We start from the raw sequence: 17,627 nt of genomic DNA, 5'->3' as shown, positions 1-17,627 counted from the left end.
CCACAATAAAGGAGACAACACCCGATGACATCGCGACGCGATACCCTGAAACTGCTTGGCACGGCGGCCGGCGCCATGCTCGCCCCCCACGCATTGGCCGCGCAAGACGCCGGCCCAGCCCTGAAGGACCTGGCCAAGGCCAAAGGCATGCGCTTCGGTAATGCCATCGGCTTGCTGGAAGACCAGGACACCCGCAAGAGTTTCCGCGACCCGGCCTACCGCGCGCTGATGGCGCGCGAGTGCAATATGATCGTCGCCGAGAACGAGACCAAGTGGCAGGCCTTGCAACCGAAACCGGGGCCCTACCAATGGGGTCCGGCCGACGAGATGTTCGCCTGGGCGCGCAAGGAAGGCATGGCGATCCGCGGCCATGCCCTGATCTGGCAGGATCCGAAGTGGCTGCCCGCCTGGGTGAACGCGCTGGACCTGAAATCCAAGCCGGTCGCCCACGCCGAAGCAATCCTGCGTGAGCACGCCAAGACCGTCTGCACGCACTTGAAGGACGTGATCAGCCACGACGTCGTCAACGAAGCGGTGTCGCCCAAAGACGGCTCGCTGATCCAGAACGTCTTCACCAAGCGCATGGGCGCCGTCGAGCAGATCGAATTCGCCTTCCGCCAGGCCCACGAGCACGCGCCGAAGGCGCAGCTGGTGTACAACGACTTCATGGGCCCCGGCCTGGGCGACGACGCCAAGCACCGCGCCGGCGTATTGAAACTGCTGGCCGAACTCAAGAAGCGCGGCGCCCCGATCCACGCCCTGGGCCTGCAAAGCCATGTCAGCGCGGGCGACATGATGTCCGGCCCCGCCAACGCGGCGGTCTTGCGCGAATGGCGCAAGTTCCTGGACGAGGTCACCGGCATGGGCCTGGACCTCCTGATCACCGAGTTCGACGTCAACGACAAGACCTTCCCCGCCGATTTCGCCAAGCGCGACGCGGCCACCGCGGCGCTGGCGCGCGACTATCTCGACGTGACCCTGAGCTACCCGACCTGCCGCGATTTCCTGCTGTGGGGCATGGCCGACCACGTGAACTGGCTGCAGGTCTGGGCCGATGCAAAGCGTCCGGACGGCCTGGCGCAGCGTCCGACGCCGTACGACAGCCAGTTGCGCGCCAAGCCGATGCGCGAGGCGATCGCCGCGTCGCTGCGCGCGATGCCGATGCGTAAAGCCTGATTCTTCGCTTTCAGCACTTAAAAAGGGCAGTCCGCATAATGCGGACTGCCCTTTTCAGTTAACGCTTGCCGACGCTTACAGGCGCGGACTTTGCTGCGGTCCCAGGTAGCTCGGCTTCAGCCCACCCGCATCGAGCACCAGCTTCTGCACCACCAGGCCCGGATCGAGCGCCCAGAACTTCAGCACATGCTTGCCCGGCTTGGTCAGCTGGTGTTCGGTCGTGAACACCGCCGCCCCATCCGACACGATCTTTTCCCAGAACGGTTCCGACTCGTCCGCATGTACATTGACGATCTGCGGCGCCTCGTCGTCGATCGACACGGCATAGCGGAAGCCGGCGCCCGGCTGGAATTTCAGGGTCGGCGCGAGCGTCACCTGCAGTTTCACCTTGCCGCTGCTGACCGTGTTGACGTCGTACTCCAGGCGCATGCCCTGCTTCACGTCCAGCGCCGCAGCGGTCACCGGCAAGGTCGTCACGCCGGCATCGGTGCGGCCATGGCCAGGAATCCTGAGCCAGCTGCGGCCCTCGGGCGCCAGCGCACGGGTGTAGTTGGCCGCCTCGATCGACACCACGCCGCCGGTCTCGACGAAGCCCTTGGCGCCTTTCGGCATGTCCGCACGGCGCAGCGGCACATTGACCAGCACGCGGGTATCGTTCGGCCCCGTGATCGTCAGCACTGCCGGCTGCGGCTTGGCCGGCACCTTGTCCCAGCGCACATCGACGGTCACGCGCTGCTCGCCCGTCACCTTGCCGCTCGCCTGGCTCACCACCACCCAGGGCTGATTGGACTCGATGCGGTAATCGAACGGTGCGCTGCCACGGTTGAAGATGTCGAGGTAGTGCGATTTCTTCACATAAGGGTCGAACGTCGGCAAGTCCAGCGCCTTGAGACCGTAGGCGCCCCAGGCCTTGGCGCTGCCCTCGACCGCCACCGACATATTGGCGCCAGGCGGCACGTCGATGCGGTGAACGGCGGGCAGCACGTTCGCGCGCGGCTGTTCCCAGTTGACGTAGCCGAAGCGGGTCTGCGACATCATGTGGTTCCACTTGCCGCCGCCAATCGCGTGGTATTGGCGCGCCAGCTCGACGTCGTTCTTGTACAGCGCCTGCACGCGCTCGGCCATGTCGTTGGTGGTGGCGCGGAACTGGGTCGCGTAGTGGTGGTTCTGGCCGGCCGCCACATACAGCTCGTTCATATTGGCGGACGCCGCGACCGGATACTGCACCAGCTGGAAGAAGGCGTCGCGCTGCTCGGGGCGCAGCTTGGCCGCCACCTTGCTTGCTCGCTCGGCCAGCGCCGCATAATCGCGCGCGATGCGGCCCGCCTCGTCGTAATTGAGCACGCTATAGGTGCCTGGCTCGAGCTGCTCCGGCTTGCGGCGACCGTTGAAGCGGGTGTAGCCCTCGACCAGCTCGGCGATCTCCACCGCGTGCTCGGCGCCGAACTCGCGCGTGGCCCACAGGCGCAGGTATTCGGGCAGGCGTTCTGCCGGCCAGGCCGCCGGGTTCCAGGCGTAGGTCAGGAAGAATTCGATCGGCACTTCCATCGGCTTCAGGTCGCCGACGTTGACGATCCACATGCGCTTGGCGTCGTACTGCCAGGCCAGGTGCATCTGTTCCCAGATTTTCGGGATCGGCGTCACGTTCAGCCATTTATACGAACGCGGGCCGCCCACGTAGTCGAAGTGGTAGTAGACGCCGGCGCCGCCCGGACGCGCGCGTTCCTCGGGCGTCGGCAGGCGGCGGATATTGGCCCAGTTGTCGTCGCACCAGAGCAGCAGCACGTCGTCGGGCACGCGCATGCCCTTCTCGTAATAGCCCTGCACTTCCTTGTACAGCGCCCACACCTGCGGCACTTCGCCCGCCTGCTTGCCGGTATCCTTCTCGATCATCGCGCGCTGGTCGCGCACGATTTTCTGCAACAGGTCGACGTTGTCGTCCTCGGACATCGGCTCGTCGCCGTCGCCGCGCATGCCCAGCGTGATCACGCGGTCCTGGCCGTGCGAGTTGCGCAAGCCCTGCTTCCAGAACTCCTGCAGCCCCGCGGCGTTCTTGCTGTAATCCCAGGCGCCCTTGCCGAAGCGGGCCCACTCGTCGTGCGCGCGCATCATCGGCTCGTGGTGCGAGGTGCCCATGATGATGCCCATCTCGTGGGCCAGGCGGCCGTTTTCGGGATCGTCGGCATAGAAGGCCGTGGGCGGCCACATCGCCGGCCACAGGTAGTTGCCGCGCATGCGCAGCACGAGCTCGAACACCTTTTCATAGAAACGGTGGTTGAAGCCGCCGTACTTCTCCTTGGCCCAGTTGGTCAGCGCAGGCGCTTCGTCGTTCAGGAAGATGCCGCGGTACTGCACCACGGGAGCGTCGCTCACCTTGGTGCCCTGCGCAACGGACAGCGTCGCCTGGCGCGCCGGGACCACGTCGGCCCACCACTTCCAGGGCGAGACGCCGATCTGTTCCGACAGCGTGTAGACGCCGAAGATGGCGCCGCGGCGGTCGCTGCCGGCCACCACCAGCGCGCGCGCGACGCCCGGCATCGGGTTGGCCACGGCCTGGATCAGGAAGCCCTCCCACTTGCCGCGGATGGCGGCGGCGTCGATCTTGCCCTCGGCGGCGAGGCGGTCGACCAGGGCGCTTTTGCCCAGGGTGCCGACAATGACGACGCTGTCGGCCGCGCTGCCGGCGCTGTTGGCGAGCACAGGCTTGGCGCCGGTGACCAGCGCGATGTCGCCCTGCAGGTCGGCGACGGCGCGCCGCACGCCCGCATCGTCGTTCGGGTCGACCAGCAAGGGCGCGGCGCGGCCTTTGTCCGCCAGCACCACGGCTTGCGGGCCGGCCTCGAAGCGCACGATCTGGCGCTCGCCCAGCGCCCAGGCCGACGGCGCGGCCAGCACCGCGCACAGCGCAGTCAGTGGCGCAAGGGCGCGCCGGAACAGCTTCATTGTCAGTGTCATGAGCTACCTTGTCTCCAGTTTGTTATGTGCATCGCGGCTTGTAATAACAATTTATAACATTTAGTGTTAGCGCGATCATTCGAGTATAGGTTTGACGATTCTTTCTTGTCAATTCCTGCGTCGCGGAGTCGGGATCACAGGACGGCGGGTGTAAAATGCCGCTCTTTTCATTCACACCATCACCCATCCATGAAGCCCGCCCGCATCCTGACCTTCAAGTGCGCCAAGTGCACCAAGCCGGTCAAAGTCTTCCTCCAGAAAGTGTCTGCCTGCTCGCACATCCAGCCTTACCAGGGCATCTGCGCCTGCGGCGAAGTCAAGCGCCACGCGACCGGCAGCCCGGACGCGGTGAAGTCCTATATCGAGTCAACCGACGGCAACTGGCATCACCATCACTGATATGACGACGCGCATCGAATGGGTGGAAGGCGGCGAGACGCGCTCGGCGCTGTGGCGTTCCGAGAGCGGCTGGCCCGCGCCGAAGAAAGTGGTGCTGGCCGACGACACCCTGAGCGCCGACGCCGCCTATCGCCTGGCGCTGGACGGCACCGCCCTGCTCTGGCGCGGCGACTTCCAGAATGCACGCCAGCTGCTGCAGGCGCTGGTGCGCCGCATCGAGCACAAGGGCGAACGCGGCCGCCGCGCCAAGCCCAAGGCGCCGGCCACGCCGACGGAAGCATTCCACCGCCACCGCCTGACCCAGCTCCAGCGCGCCCGCACGCTGGCCATGGTCCTGATCCCGTTCGAGGCCGACCATGGCATCCTGCTCCGGCGCGCGCCGGATGCGCGCCTGGCCTGCCTGGAAGCGTATGGTCCGGCCGCCGAACCCTACGTGGCCTCCCTGCGCGAGCTGCTGGGCGTGATCGGCGCCCATGAGTGGCGCCGCAAGGGCGTCATGATCCCTGCGCTCGACGACCGCATCCACCCCTGGTATGGCGTGTTTTCGCCGGTGCGCGGGGAATACGTCGAGCTGGTGGCGCAGGCGCCGCTGCCCGCGGGAGCCAGACTCGCCTTCGACATCGGCGCCGGCACCGGCGTGCTGTCCGCCGTGCTGGCGCGGCGCGGCATGCAGGTGGTCGCGACCGATATGGATGCGCGGGCGCTCGGCTGCGCGCGCGAGAACGTCGCGCGGCTCGGCCTGGCCGCGCAGGTCGAGGTGGTGCAGGCCGACCTGTTCCCCGAAGGTCGCGCGCCGCTGGTGGTCTGCAATCCGCCCTGGCTGCCAGGCAAACCGAGTTCGGCGATCGAATACGCGATCTACGATCCGGACAGCCGCATGCTGCGCGGCTTCCTCGGCGGACTGAAGGACCATCTGGAGTCCGGCGGCGAAGGCTGGCTGATTATGTCGGATTTCGCCGAACACCTGGGCTTGCGCAGCCGCGAGCAGCTGCTGGGCTGGATCGCGGATTCGGGGCTGGAAGTCGTGGCGCGCCACGATACGCGTCCAGTGCATCCACGCGCCAGCGATGCGGACGATCCGCTGCATGCGGCGCGTTCGAAGGAAGTGACGTCGCTGTGGCGCTTGCGCGCCGCTGACTGAGGCATTCTTATCAAAGCAGTCCTATAGCGGCAACTTGCGCACCTCGGCCTCGCCGGGAGCCAGCAAGTTGCCGTCCGCGCCCACCGGCGCCATGCGCCGCAGAGGCTTGCCGGTCTTCTTCTCGACCAGGTCCGAATGCGCTTCACCCGGCGCGAACAGTTCCAACTCTCCCCACTGCCTCAGCGCCACCACGACCGGGAATAGCCGCTGGCCGCGCTCGGTCAGCACGTATTCCTGGTAGGCGCCGCCCTTTGCGCTCGGCTGGGCAGCCAGGATGTCGGCTTCCATCAGCCGCCGCAAACGATCGGCAAGAATATTACGTGCGACACCCAGGTTGCGCTGGAAGTCAGTGAAGCGGCGCATCCCGTCGAAGGCGTCACGCACGATCAGGAGCGACCAGCGGTCGCCGATCAGGTCGACCGACCTGGCGACCGGGCAAGGCTCGGCATTGATGGCTTCTTTTTTCGTCATAGTGGTTGCATTTTAAAACCACATTGGCTACGCTTCAACTGGTTTTAATTTGCAACCAGTTGGAGAGTCATGCATGGCGCCGTGTTCACGCATTCCCACCCCGCTATTTGCCACCGCCGCCGGCATGAGCGTCGCCAATGTCTATTACGCCCAGCCGCTGCTGGACGCCGTCGCGCGCGACTTCGCGATTCCCGAGGCGGCCATCGGTGGCATCGTCACCGCCACTCAGTTGGGCTGCGGCCTGGCGCTGCTATTCGTCGTGCCGCTGGGCGACCTGCTCGAGCGCCGGCGCCTGATGCTGGCGCAAGCCCTGCTGCTGGCCGCGATCCTGGCCGCGGTCGCGACCGTGAACTCGGCGCCGCTGCTGTTGACGGCCATGCTGCTGACGGGCCTGCTCGGCACCGCCATGACCCAGGGCCTGATCGCCTACGCGGCCAGCAGCGTCGGCGAGCATGAGCGCGGCCGCGTGGTCGGCGCCACCCAGGGCGGCGTCTTCGTCGGCCTGCTGCTGGCGCGCGTGGTGGCGGGCGGCATCGGCGACGTGGCGGGCTGGCGCGCCGTATATATATGCTCGGCCGGCGCGATGCTGCTGCTCGCGGCGCTGCTGTGGCGCCGGTTGCCGAGACTGGAGCGCAGCGGGACCGACATGTCCTATCCCGCCCTGATCGCCTCGATGCTGGGCTTGCTGCGGCGGCACCGCGTGTTGCAGGTGCGCGGCGTGCTCGCCCTCCTGATGTTCGCAGCCTTCAATGTGTTCTGGAGTGCGCTGGTGCTGCCGCTGAGCGCAGCGCCCTATGCTTTCTCGCACACCGCCATCGGCGCTTTCGGCCTGGTCGGCGCGGCCGGTGCGCTGGCCGCCACCCATGCGGGCCTTCTGGCGGATCGGGGTCTCGAACGGCAGGTCACGCTGGGCGCGCTGCTCTTGCTGCTGCTGGCCTGGCTGCCACTGGCGCTGATGCCGGTCTCGCTGTGGGCGCTGGTCATCGGCATCGTGCTGCTCGACCTTGGCGGGCAGGCGATCCACGTCACCAACCAGGGCATGATCTTTCGTACTGGCAGCGAAGCGCATAGCCGGCTGGTCGGGGCCTATATGTTGTTCTATGCGGTGGGCAGTGGGCTGGGTGCGATGGCGTCGACCCTGGCCTACGCCTGCGCGGGCTGGACGGGAGTCTGCCTGCTGGGCAGTGGCATCAGCCTTGCCGCCTTGTTGTTCTGGATCGCGACCCAAAAGCTGGGTGCTGGTCGCGATTGTGGCGGCTAAGATTAACTTAGGCCCCCACCTTCGTGGGGGCGACTGTCGCCTTCGGTGGTCGAAATGCACTTAGGCCCCCACCTTCGTGGGGGCGACTGTCGCCTTTGGTGGTCGACATGCACTTAGGCCCCCACCTTCGTGGGGGCGACTGTCGCCTTCGGCGGTCGAAATGCACTTAGGCCCCCACCTTCGTGGGGGCGACTGTCGCCTTTGGCGGTCGAAATGCACTTAGGCCCCCACCTTCGTGGGGGCGACTGTCGCCTTTGGCGACAGTCGATTGCAAATATACGCTGAAGGCGCTATACTATCGTTCTCAGACGCGGGGTGGAGCAGTCTGGCAGCTCGTCGGGCTCATAACCCGAAGGTCACAGGTTCAAATCCTGTCCCCGCAACCAAATTCAATACAAAGCCCGACTCAACGAGCCGGGCTTTTGTTTTCTGCGGCAGAAAATGCAGAGGGCAGAGGATGAGAGACAAGAAAGACAACGCAACGTTCGACCTGCCCGGCTTCGAGCCGGCCGCGCCGCTCGTTTCGCTGCCTGGCTCCAGTCCCGAGCACCAATCGGTGCCCAAGCGCACCGGCCCTCGTCCGCGCCGCATCGCGCTCAAGCAAGAGCAGCTTCGCCTGCTCGACGAAACCGACACCACCGGCCTGCCCGTCTGGAAGCGCGACGACAAACTCGACCTGACCGGCCTGCCGGTCTGGGCGCCCGATTCCGAATAGCCCGGCCCTGCCGGCTGGAGGCTTAGCCATGCAATCCGACTCGTTCACCTCGCTGTCCCTCGAACCGCGTTTCCTCGCCAACCTGGCCACGCTCGGCTACCACCACATGACGCAAGTGCAGGCCGAGACCCTGCCGTCGGTGCTGGCCGGACGCGACCTGATCGCCCAGGCGAAGACCGGCAGCGGCAAGACCGCGGCCTTCGGCATCGGCATCCTGAACAAGCTCAATCCGGCCTGGTTCGCGGTGCAGGGCCTGGTGCTGTGCCCGACGCGCGAGCTGGCCGATCAGGTCGCGGGCGAATTGCGGCGCCTGGCGCGCGGCGTCGGCAACGTCAAGATCCTGACCCTGACCGGCGGCGTGTCGATGCGTCCGCAGATCGCTTCGCTCGAGCATGGCGCCCACATCGTGGTCGGCACCCCGGGCCGCATCCGCGACCACCTGGGCCGCGCCACGCTCGACCTGTCGAAGGTCCAGACCCTGGTGCTCGACGAAGCCGACCGCATGACCGACATGGGTTTCTATGACGAGATCGCGGGCATCGTGTCGGCCACGCCGGTGCATCGCCAGACCCTGCTGTTCTCGGCGACCTACCCGGACGACATCCGCTTCGCCACCGCCGGCTTCCTGCGCGACCCGCTCGAAGTGAAGGTCGAGGGCAAGCACAGCCTGGAGGCGATCGACCAGCGCTTCTACGAGATCGGCTTCGAAGGCCGCGAGGAAGCAGTCGGCCGCCTGCTCAAGGCGCATCGCCCGGTGTCGGCCCTCGCCTTCTGCAATACCAAGGCGCGCTGCCGCGAACTGGCCGACAGCCTGCAGGCGCAGGGCTTCTCGGCGCTGGCGCTGTACGGCGAACTGGAACAGCAGGAACGCGACGAGATCCTGGTGCTGTTCAGTAACCGCAGCTGCTCGGTGCTGGTGGCCACCGACGTCGCCGCGCGCGGCCTCGACATCGCCGACCTCGACACCGTGATCAACGTCGACGTCTCGCGCGATCCCGAAGTCCACGTGCACCGCGTCGGCCGCACCGGCCGCGCCGGCGCGAGCGGCATGGCGCACACGCTGGTGGCGCCGAACGAAAAGAAATGGGTGCGCCTGGTCGAGGAGTACCAGAACCAGGAAGCGATCTGGGAAACCCTCGACGCGCTGGGCGAACACCAGGAACCGGCCGCGCAGGCGCCGATGGTGACCCTGTGCGTGGCCGCCGGCAAGAAGGCCAAGCTGCGTCCGGGCGACCTGCTGGGCGCGCTGACCGGCGACGCCGGCCTGACCCGCGAGCAGGTCGGCAAGATCAATATCGGCGAGTTCAACAGCTATATCGCGCTGGAGCGCACCGTGGCGGAGGCCGCGGTGGCGCGCCTGGGTCAAGGCGATGCGCCGGGACCGGGCTTCGGCGCCATCAAGGGCCGCTGGTTCAAGATGCGCTTCGTGGAAGTCTGAGCCATTACGTCGCCCACGTGACAGGCACCGCGCACGGTTGAGCGGGACAGCGCCATCCTCGGCGCAATTCTGGCATTATTTGCAATAAATAAATAATCACCGGGCGCTCCTCCAGCGTCCGGCACGATGCCATGATGAGTTCCGACACCGCAACACAGCAGCTCGACGGCCGTACCGTCCGTGAAATCGTCGAGCACAACCACGAGATGGTCAGCGAAGCCTGGTGCCGCCGCATCGTGCGCCAGGTGCTGCAATCGCTCGAAGTGCAGTACGGCATGCGCATGCCGCACCGCCTGATCACGCCCGACACCCTGCTCATCCTCGATTCCGGCGATCCGATGCTGCTGCCCAGCTCGGACGAAGAACCGGATCCCGCCACGCTGCCCGAGATCGAGGCGCGCGACGTGCATGACCTGGCCGCCGTGGTGCACTATGCGGTGACGCTCGACCTCGTTCCCGCCACGCCGCTGCGCGGCCGCCCGCTCGGCGACTACAGCGAGTCCTTCATCGAAGCCATCGACCGTTGCCTGGCGCCCGATCCGGCACTGCGTCCACATACCATCGAACAGATGCGCGAGCTGCTGGGCATCGTGGTGCTCGCGCCACCATCCGCGGCATTGCTGCCGCCGGAGGAAGACGATGCCGCGCCCGTTCAAGCGGCAGCGCCCGCCGATATGCCACCGGCGCCGGGAGCCGCGTCCGCAGCGCCTGTGGCGCCGGTCCACGTGCCCCGGACCCGCTCCGCGCCCGACACTGCCGCGACGCCTGCCGCCACCGAACGCCCGCGGCGCTGGCTGTTGATCGGCATCGCCGCCCTGGTCGTGGCGGCGGCGCTGGCCGCCCTGTTCGCACTGCTGCGCCAGGCCGACTCCAGCGATGCGCTGGCCCTGTCCGTGCCGCCTGCGCTCGAAGACCCATATAACGCATCCGAGACGCCGCTGGTGGCGCTGCCCCAGGAACCCGCGGCCCGGCTGGAAGGCCCGGTGATCGACGAGAGCGCATCCGGCGCACCGGTCGCGCCGCCGCCCGCGCCGGATGCCGCGGTGCCGCCCACCGCGGTCCAGCTGGCGCCCAGGGGCACGCCGCCCGAGGCAGCCATCGCTGGCACCACCTATACCCTGGCAATCAAGCCCTGGGGCACGATCGTCGTCGACGGCGTCGAGCGCGGCGCCAGCCCACCGCTCAGGCGCATCACGCTGCCGCCGGGCGAGCACACGATCCGCATCGTCAACCCGAGCTTCCCGGAACACACCATCACCGTGAACTCGGTCGAAGGCCAGGCGGGCACGATCGAACTTGATTTCACCGAGGAGGCAGCACAGTGAGCATTGCAACCATGAGCCGGACGGCTACGCTGGCCGCACTGGCGCTGGCCCTTTCAGGCTGCACCCAGTTCGGCCCCATGTTCGGCGGCCAGGAGAAAGCCCGGCCGCATCCGCGCGCCGACGGCGCAAAGCCGCGCGTCCAACGCGCGCAACAGCCGAACCGCCCCGCCGCGCCGGCGCCCAACCGCGACGACGTCGCGCTGCGCGAAGGCATTGCGCTGTACGACAAGGGCGACTACGACGGCGCAATCCGGCGCCTGAACGGCAGCGACATGAACGGCGCCGGCCAGCGCGAGCGGCTGACCGCCCTCAAGTACACCGCCTTCAGCTATTGCGTGACGGGCCGCCAGGCGCTGTGCCGCCAGACTTTCGACCGCGCCTTCAAGCTCGATCCATCCTTCGATCTCGGCCCGGGCGAACATGGGCACCCGCAGTGGGGACCGGTGTTCGCGCAGGCGAAGCAGACGGTCAAACGCTAAACCCTAGACCCTGCTGCCGTTAAATTAAGCTTTCTGAGCTAGCCGTCAGACACGTCGTCCCCACGAAGGTGGGGACCCAATCTTGCAAGCGTTTCGACGACGTTTGCAGAACTTGGGTCCCCACCTTCGTGGGGACGACGCTTTATGCTAACTCAAGAAAACTTTTGCCTTAGCTTGACGGCATTAGCCTCAGACCCTGATGTGCGCCGCATAGGTCGGCGCCCTGCGCCGCCGGCCGGCCTGTTCGTAGGCATAGGCCATGGCGATCAGCGCCGGCTCGCTCCAGGCCTTGCCGACGAAGGACAGGCCGATCGGCAGCCCGTGCAGCAGGCCGGCCGGCACCGTGATGTGCGGATAGCCGGCTACCGCGGCTGGCGACGAAAAGCTGCTGCCGTAATGGTCGCCGTTGATGTAGTCGGTGAGCCAGGCCGGCCCGCCGGTGGGCGCCACCAGGGCGTCGAGCTTGCGGTCGCGCAGCACCTGCTCCAGTCCCTTGTCGCGCGCATAGCGCCGGTTGTTGGCCAGCGCCTTCACGTAGTCGCGCGCCTCCAGGCCGCCCTTGGACTGGGCCGCGATCAAGTGTTCCTGGCCGAAGTGCGGCATCTCCCGCTTGGCGTTGCGCACGTTGAAGTCGATGATGTCGGCCATGGTCTTGACCGGCGCATGCGGCGCATAGGCCGCCAGCCAGGCCTCGAGATCGGGCCGGAATTCGTGCAGCAGCACCGTCAGTTCGGTCTCGCCGTACTTGTCGCTATTGGGGATCGTGACGTCTTCCAGGATCGCGCCCTGCTCTCTCAGCAAGCTCAGCTCCATCTCGATCAGCGCGTTCACCCCTTCATTGGCGCCGAAGAAGTCGCGCGCCACGCCCAGGCGCTTGCCGCGCAGGCCGTCCTTGCGCAGGAAGCTCGCATAATTGATGCGCGGCGCCTTGGCGCTCGCGCTGTCTTGCGGATCGGGACCGGCCAGCGCCCCGAGCAAGAAGGCGGCGTCGGCCACGCTGCGCGTCATCGGGCCGGCCGTGTCCTGCGAGTGCGCGATCGGGATGATGCCGGCGCGGCTGACCAGGCCCAGGGTCGGCTTGATGCCGACGATGCCGCAACTGGCGCTGGGCGAGACGATCGAGCCATCGGTCTCGGTGCCCACCGCCAGCGTGGCCAGGCTGGCCGCCATGGCCGCCGCCGAGCCGGAGCTCGAACCGCTGGTGTTGCGGTCGAGCGCATACGGGTTGCGGGTCTGGCCGCCGCGCGCACTCCAGCCGCTGGTCGAGCGCACCGAGCGCATATTCGCCCATTCAGACAGATTGGTCTTGCCGAGGATGACGGCGCCGGCATTGCGCAGCCGCGCGACCAGGTGAGCGTCGCGGGCGGCGCGCACGCCGTCCAGCGCCAGCGAGCCGGCGGTGGTGCTCATCTTGTCGCCGGTGGCAATATTATCCTTCAATAGCACCGGGATGCCGTGCAGCGGGCCGCGCAGCTTGCCGGCCTTGCGTTCGCGGTCGCGCTCGCGGGCGATCTCGAGGGCGTCGGGGTTCAGCTCGATCACCGAACGCAGGTGCGGACCGGCGCGGTCGACAGCCTCGATGCGGGCCAGGTAGCGCGTGGCGAGCCCGTGCGCCGTCAGCTTGCCGGCGCGCATGGCCTGCTGCTGGAGCTGCACGCCGGCGTCGAGCATCGGGTCGGGCTTGAACTTCGCGGCGGCCTTCGTTGCGGGCGCGGCCAGCGCCAGGCCAGATGTTCCCACGGCCGCGCCGGCCGCCAAACCCAGTCGTACAAAATCCCTGCGCTCCATGCCCCGCCACTCCATACATTACAAAGCAATAGCATAGCAGCACGACGGCCTCGACCCCAGCACTTCTGTGATACGCAGAGCCACTTACAGATCACATCATCATATATTGGACAAACCCAGCCCCAGCCTTCACCCTGATGCCATCATTGTTTTTCACGCATTTTTCAAATTCTGCAGGAGCATCGCATGCCGACCTACCGTTCGCACACCACCACCCAGGGCCGCAATATGGCCGGAGCCCGCGCGCTGTGGCGCGCCACCGGCATGAAGGACGGCGACTTCGACAAGCCGATCATCGCCGTCGTCAATTCCTTCACCCAGTTCGTGCCCGGCCACGTGCACCTGAAAGACCTGGGCCAGCTGGTCGCGCGCGAGATCGAGGCGTCCGGCGGCGTGGCCAAGGAATTCAACACGATCGCGGTCGACGACGGCATCGCCATGGGCCACGGCGGCATGCTGTATTCGCTGCCCTCGCGCGACCTGATCGCCGACTCGGTCGAGTACATGGTCAATGCCCACTGCGCCGACGCCATGGTGTGCATCTCGAACTGCGACAAGATCACGCCCGGCATGCTGATGGCCGCGATGCGCCTGAACATCCCCACCGTGTTCGTCTCGGGAGGCCCGATGGAGGCTGGCAAGGTGGTCAAGGTGGTCAACAACGAGCGCAAGGTGATCAAGCTCGACCTGATCGACGCCATGATCAAGGCCGGCGACGCCAGCGTGTCGGACGCCGACGTGGCCGAAGTGGAACGCTCGGCCTGTCCGACCTGCGGCTCGTGTTCCGGCATGTTCACCGCCAACTCGATGAATTGCCTCACCGAGGCGCTCGGCCTTTCGTTGCCGGGCAACGGCACCATCGTCGCCACCCACGCCGACCGCAAGGAACTGTTCCTGCGCGCCGGACGCCTGATCGTCGACGCGGCCAAGCGCCACTACGAAGGCGACGATTACTCGGTACTGCCACGCTCGATCGCCACCAAGGCCGCGTTCGAGAACGCGATGGCCCTCGACGTCTCGATGGGCGGCTCGACCAATACCGTGCTGCATCTGCTGGCCGCCGCCCACGAGGCCGAAGTCGAGTTCACGATGGCCGACATCGACCGCATCTCGCGCCAGGTGCCCTGCCTGTGCAAAGTGGCGCCGATGACCGACAAATTCCACATCGAGGACGTGCACCGCGCCGGCGGCATCCCCGCCATCCTGGGCGAGCTGGCGCGCGCCGGCCTGCTCGACACCTCGCTGCCGACCGTGCACAGTCCCAGCATCGGCGCCGCGCTCGAGAAATACGACATCAAGGTGAGCGACGATGCCGATGTGCACCGCTGGTTCCGCGCAGCGCCGGGCGGCGTGCCGACCCAGGTGGCGTTCTCGCAATCCGAACGCTACGAACAGAACGACCTGGACCGGACGGGCGGCTGCATCCGCGACCGCGCGCACGCCTACTCGCAGGACGGCGGCCTGGCGGTTTTGTACGGGAACATCGCCGAGAAGGGCTGCATCGTCAAGACCGCCGGCGTGGACGAGAGCATCCTCAAGTTTTCGGGCAAGGCGCGCGTGTTCGAGAGCCAGGATGCGGCGGTGGAGGCGATCCTTGGCGACACCGTGCATGCGGGCGACGTCGTCATCATCCGCTACGAAGGCCCGAAAGGCGGACCGGGCATGCAAGAGATGCTGTACCCGACCTCGTACATCAAGTCGAAGGGCTTGGGCAAGGCCTGCGCGCTGTTCACCGACGGGCGCTTCTCGGGCGGTTCGTCGGGGCTGGTGATCGGCCACGCCTCGCCAGAGGCAGCCGAAGGCGGCGCCATCGGGCTGGTGGAAGAAGGCGATATGATCGACATCGATATCCCGGCGCGCACGATCAACCTGCGCGTGACGGCCGAGGAACTGGCGCACCGGCGGGCGGCGATGGAAGCACGCGGCCACGATGCCTGGCAACCGGTCGGGCGCGAGCGTTACGTATCGCAGGCGCTGCAGGCATATGCGGCGCTGACCACCTCGGCCGATCGCGGGGCGGTGCGGGATTTGTCGCAACTGCGACGCTGAGCACGAGGATGCGGATGCCGTGTCCGCATTCGTTTGCCCAAATACGTCATTCCCGCGGAGGCGGGAATCCAAGGCTGCGGCGCAGCCACTTCGGTTAGCGACTGTGGCCCGCTAAACTTGGGTCCCCGCCTGCGCGGGGAGTCATTCCTGCCAGTGGCAGGAATGACGTGCGCCCTAACGGGCGCAAAAAAAACGCTGCCGAGGCAGCGTTTTCCTTTGAACAGCCAGTGCTTAGTTACGCACGACTTTCTTGTATTCGTTGGTACGGGTGTCGATCTCGATCACGTCGTCCTGGCTCACGAACAGCGGCACCATGATGGTGTGCTGGTGGGCTTCGATGGCGTTTTCCAGCTTGGCTTCTTTCAGGACGTTGCCCGAAGTGTTGCCCTTGACTGCTGGCTCCGAGTAAATGATCTGGCGAGCGATGATGGTCGGCAGTTCGACCGAGATTGCCTTGCCGTCATAGAACACGGCTTCGCATTCCATACCGTCTTTCAGGTAGTGCAGCGCGTCGCCCAGGTTCTCTTCTTCGATCTCGAACTGTTCGTAATCGGCGTCCATGAACACGTACAGCGGGTCGGCGAAGTACGAGTAGGTGACCGGCTTCTTGTCCAGCACGACCACGTCGAACTTGTCGTCGCCGCGGAACACGTTTTCCAGCGGAGCGTTGGTCAGAAGATTCTTCATCTTCCACTTGTAGGTGAAGCCGGTGCGGCTCGAGCCGTTGACGTCGGAACGCAGCACGATGAATGGCTTTTCATCAACCATGATGATGTTGCCAACACGAATTTCTTTTGCGGGTTTCATAGGTATTTTACGTAAAAAGATAGTTGCATTAAATCATCGCGGGCTGGTGACTAAGAGCCTCGGAACCTGCGTTTGATCGTCGGAATCCGTTAGAAACTAACCGGGCATTATACTCGGTTTTCCTGCGCCTGCCCCAGCTCGCGCACGAAATCGAGCAGCTTCGTCGCCAAATCGCCATGGGCGGTGACCTGCTCGCCCCAGGCTTCGGCCTGCTCCGCGATACGCGGCAGCTCGGCTTCCAGCGCCGTCCAGGCTGCCGTCCAGTCACTGACTTCGCGCGCCCCGTTCCAGCCGAGCATGACGGCATCCAGCGCCGGCAATGCCTGCGCATAGGCCTGCAAGAAGGCGCGCAGCTTCTTGTGGTGCAGCTGCTCGTCCTGCGGATAGATATGCCAGACGAAGGGGCGCCCCGCCCATTGTGCGCGCACCCAGGAATCCTCGCCGCGCACGAAGTTCAGGTCGCAGGACCACAGCAGCAGGTCGTAGTCTTCCTGCGGCACGAAAGGCAGCACCTTTAGCGTCAGGGCTCCGCGGGTGGCGCCGGCGCCGGCCACCGCCGCGCCGCCGAGGAAGGCTTCGACCTGGGCGCGCGCTACACCCTCGGGCACCAGGCACAGGGTCGGCTGCGCCGCCTCGCGCCAGGTTCCGAACAGCGCATCCACTGGCGCCTCGGGGTAACAGAACAGCGACACCTTGCGCCGTGCCGCCTCTTCCGCCCCCACCCCAAAACGGGCGAGGAATGCGGCAGCCTGGGCCGGATCCTGCTGGAAGGCGCGGCGGCGCGCGTCGAGGCTGGCTTCGCGCAGCAGCCCTCCCGTGCGCTCGTTAAAGCCGGGAAAGTAGAAATGCTTGGTCAGCTTCAGCCGTGGATGCATCGACGGCAGCCGGTGGCAGCCCTCGACCCACTCCTCGGCGGTCAAGCCTTCGTAGTTGATCCATACCGGGCGCGGCGTGCGCGCCGCCATCGCCTCGATCCAGGAAGGCGGCAGCTCGCAGCCGAAGAACTCGATGACGACGTCGGGAATGTCCTCCACGCCATACACGTCGTCCTGGCCGCGCCAGTGGCGTACCGCGACGCCCTGCACCGCCTGCGCCGCGGCGCCCGGATCGACTTGCGGACAGATGCGGCGAAAGCTCGCCAGATCGTCCACCCACAGCGTGACCGCGACCCCATGCTCGTGGCGCAACTGGCGCGCCAGGCGCCAGCAGATGCCGATGTCGCCGTAGTTGTCGACGACCTTGCAAAAGATGGCCAGCGACGGCGCGAAAGCGTTCTGGAACATGGGTAAACAGTGGCCCGTGAGGCGGCGGTGGCAGGGGTCGCCATTCTAACGCCATCCGACAAAATATCCCTGAGCACAGTGCAATCCGCGAAGAAATTTGGGCGATTCTGGCGTGCGTCTGCGTTATCGCAATGACCAAAACGGAAGTGAGCATCGACCACCAGGAGCCAAAAACTTCGCCATCGACGCCCGGTCGAACAGCCTACCTGCAGGGAAGGCGGCCTCGATGGCAGCCCTTCCTGCCCTTCGCTTCGCGCCATCGGTCTTGCGAAGGCGCGAACAATGTGAACACGGCCGATCGCGGCAGGCGCCAACCCGCATCCTGCCTGCCGCGATACGG

14 protein-coding genes and 1 tRNA gene are annotated in these 17,627 nt (G+C 66.3%); 10 read left to right on the top strand and 5 right to left on the bottom strand.

Going from position 1 to position 17,627, the window contains the following annotated elements; genetic code table 11:
• Nucleotides 1-24: 24 nt before the first annotated feature.
• Nucleotides 25-1,176, top strand: coding sequence for an endo-1,4-beta-xylanase (locus AC3A6F_RS07520; protein WP_487679405.1), 1,152 nt, complete (start codon nucleotides 25-27; stop codon nucleotides 1,174-1,176).
• 75 nt (nucleotides 1,177-1,251) lie between these two features.
• On the opposite strand, the gene AC3A6F_RS07515 is transcribed toward AC3A6F_RS07520, so the two are convergent.
• On the bottom strand, nucleotides 1,252-4,131 hold the full coding sequence (locus AC3A6F_RS07515; protein ID WP_487679403.1) for a glycosyl hydrolase 115 family protein: 2,880 nt from the start codon (nucleotides 4,129-4,131) through the stop codon (nucleotides 1,252-1,254).
• A 189-nt stretch (nucleotides 4,132-4,320) separates the two neighbouring features.
• Here AC3A6F_RS07515 and AC3A6F_RS07510 point away from each other — a divergent pair, with 189 nt between their 5' ends.
• Nucleotides 4,321-4,530, top strand: a complete 210-nt coding sequence (locus tag AC3A6F_RS07510; protein ID WP_123068002.1) for a hypothetical protein — start codon at nucleotides 4,321-4,323, stop codon at nucleotides 4,528-4,530.
• Nucleotide 4,531: 1 nt separating this feature from the next.
• A complete protein-coding gene (locus tag AC3A6F_RS07505; RefSeq protein WP_487679401.1) occupies nucleotides 4,532-5,671 on the top strand; it encodes a methyltransferase in 1,140 nt (379 codons plus the stop codon).
• A 21-nt stretch (nucleotides 5,672-5,692) separates the two neighbouring features.
• On the opposite strand, the gene AC3A6F_RS07500 is transcribed toward AC3A6F_RS07505, so the two are convergent.
• Entirely contained in the window at nucleotides 5,693-6,142 is a 450-nt protein-coding gene (locus AC3A6F_RS07500; protein WP_487679399.1) for a winged helix-turn-helix transcriptional regulator, read from the bottom strand.
• 73 nt (nucleotides 6,143-6,215) lie between these two features.
• On the opposite strand from AC3A6F_RS07500, the gene AC3A6F_RS07495 reads away from it, so the two are divergent.
• The 6 genes from AC3A6F_RS07495 to AC3A6F_RS07470 all read left to right on the top strand — a co-directional run bounded on the left by AC3A6F_RS07495 (nucleotide 6,216) and on the right by AC3A6F_RS07470 (nucleotide 11,360).
• Nucleotides 6,216-7,403: an MFS transporter gene (locus AC3A6F_RS07495; protein ID WP_487679397.1), complete on the top strand. Its 1,188-nt coding sequence runs from the start codon at nucleotides 6,216-6,218 to the stop codon at nucleotides 7,401-7,403.
• A gap of 309 nt (nucleotides 7,404-7,712) precedes the next feature.
• A tRNA-Met gene (locus AC3A6F_RS07490) sits at nucleotides 7,713-7,789 on the top strand.
• 71 nt (nucleotides 7,790-7,860) lie between these two features.
• Nucleotides 7,861-8,118, top strand: coding sequence for a hypothetical protein (locus AC3A6F_RS07485; RefSeq protein WP_320475142.1), 258 nt, complete (start codon nucleotides 7,861-7,863; stop codon nucleotides 8,116-8,118).
• A 28-nt stretch (nucleotides 8,119-8,146) separates the two neighbouring features.
• Nucleotides 8,147-9,556, top strand: coding sequence for an ATP-dependent RNA helicase DbpA (gene dbpA / locus AC3A6F_RS07480; RefSeq protein ID WP_487679395.1), 1,410 nt, complete (start codon nucleotides 8,147-8,149; stop codon nucleotides 9,554-9,556).
• 131 nt (nucleotides 9,557-9,687) lie between these two features.
• Complete coding sequence (locus AC3A6F_RS07475) at nucleotides 9,688-10,881, top strand: serine/threonine-protein kinase (RefSeq protein WP_487679393.1); 1,194 nt, start codon at nucleotides 9,688-9,690, stop codon at nucleotides 10,879-10,881.
• A gap of 11 nt (nucleotides 10,882-10,892) precedes the next feature.
• A complete protein-coding gene (locus tag AC3A6F_RS07470) occupies nucleotides 10,893-11,360 on the top strand; it encodes a TssQ family T6SS-associated lipoprotein (protein WP_487679391.1) in 468 nt (155 codons plus the stop codon).
• Between the two features lie 189 nt (nucleotides 11,361-11,549).
• On the opposite strand, the gene AC3A6F_RS07465 is transcribed toward AC3A6F_RS07470, so the two are convergent.
• Entirely contained in the window at nucleotides 11,550-13,148 is a 1,599-nt protein-coding gene (locus AC3A6F_RS07465) for an amidase (protein WP_487679389.1), read from the bottom strand.
• A gap of 186 nt (nucleotides 13,149-13,334) precedes the next feature.
• On the opposite strand from AC3A6F_RS07465, the gene ilvD reads away from it, so the two are divergent.
• Nucleotides 13,335-15,197: a dihydroxy-acid dehydratase gene (ilvD, locus tag AC3A6F_RS07460; protein ID WP_487679387.1), complete on the top strand. Its 1,863-nt coding sequence runs from the start codon at nucleotides 13,335-13,337 to the stop codon at nucleotides 15,195-15,197.
• Nucleotides 15,198-15,428: 231 nt separating this feature from the next.
• Here ilvD and AC3A6F_RS07455 read toward each other — a convergent pair whose 3' ends face one another.
• Entirely contained in the window at nucleotides 15,429-16,004 is a 576-nt protein-coding gene (locus AC3A6F_RS07455) for an elongation factor P (protein WP_123072262.1), read from the bottom strand.
• A gap of 107 nt (nucleotides 16,005-16,111) precedes the next feature.
• A complete protein-coding gene (gene earP, locus AC3A6F_RS07450) occupies nucleotides 16,112-17,287 on the bottom strand; it encodes an elongation factor P maturation arginine rhamnosyltransferase EarP (protein ID WP_487679385.1) in 1,176 nt (391 codons plus the stop codon).
• Between the last annotated feature and the right edge of the window lie 340 nt (nucleotides 17,288-17,627).

This window comes from Massilia sp. Soil_C_3, from assembly GCF_057657035.1.
Note: the sequence above shows the minus strand (reverse complement) of the source record. Positions and strands in the feature narration are given on the sequence as shown.

Excerpts from the sequence above, each read along its gene's own strand:
- AC3A6F_RS07510 (WP_123068002.1), top strand. The coding sequence starts at position 4,321 with ATGAAGCCCGCCCGCATCCTGACCTTCAAGTGCGCCAAGTGCACCAAG.
- AC3A6F_RS07505 (WP_487679401.1), top strand. The coding sequence starts at position 4,532 with ATGACGACGCGCATCGAATGGGTGGAAGGCGGCGAGACGCGCTCGGCG.
- AC3A6F_RS07515 (WP_487679403.1), bottom strand. The coding sequence starts at position 4,131 with ATGACACTGACAATGAAGCTGTTCCGGCGCGCCCTTGCGCCACTGACT.
- AC3A6F_RS07495 (WP_487679397.1), top strand. The coding sequence starts at position 6,216 with ATGGCGCCGTGTTCACGCATTCCCACCCCGCTATTTGCCACCGCCGCC.
- AC3A6F_RS07485 (WP_320475142.1), top strand. The coding sequence starts at position 7,861 with ATGAGAGACAAGAAAGACAACGCAACGTTCGACCTGCCCGGCTTCGAG.
- AC3A6F_RS07455 (WP_123072262.1), bottom strand. The coding sequence starts at position 16,004 with ATGAAACCCGCAAAAGAAATTCGTGTTGGCAACATCATCATGGTTGAT.
- AC3A6F_RS07520 (WP_487679405.1), top strand. The coding sequence starts at position 25 with ATGACATCGCGACGCGATACCCTGAAACTGCTTGGCACGGCGGCCGGC.
- AC3A6F_RS07500 (WP_487679399.1), bottom strand. The coding sequence starts at position 6,142 with ATGACGAAAAAAGAAGCCATCAATGCCGAGCCTTGCCCGGTCGCCAGG.
- AC3A6F_RS07475 (WP_487679393.1), top strand. The coding sequence starts at position 9,688 with ATGATGAGTTCCGACACCGCAACACAGCAGCTCGACGGCCGTACCGTC.
- AC3A6F_RS07470 (WP_487679391.1), top strand. The coding sequence starts at position 10,893 with ATGAGCCGGACGGCTACGCTGGCCGCACTGGCGCTGGCCCTTTCAGGC.
- AC3A6F_RS07465 (WP_487679389.1), bottom strand. The coding sequence starts at position 13,148 with ATGGAGCGCAGGGATTTTGTACGACTGGGTTTGGCGGCCGGCGCGGCC.
- earP (WP_487679385.1), bottom strand. The coding sequence starts at position 17,287 with ATGTTCCAGAACGCTTTCGCGCCGTCGCTGGCCATCTTTTGCAAGGTC.
- ilvD (WP_487679387.1), top strand. The coding sequence starts at position 13,335 with ATGCCGACCTACCGTTCGCACACCACCACCCAGGGCCGCAATATGGCC.
- dbpA (WP_487679395.1), top strand. The coding sequence starts at position 8,147 with ATGCAATCCGACTCGTTCACCTCGCTGTCCCTCGAACCGCGTTTCCTC.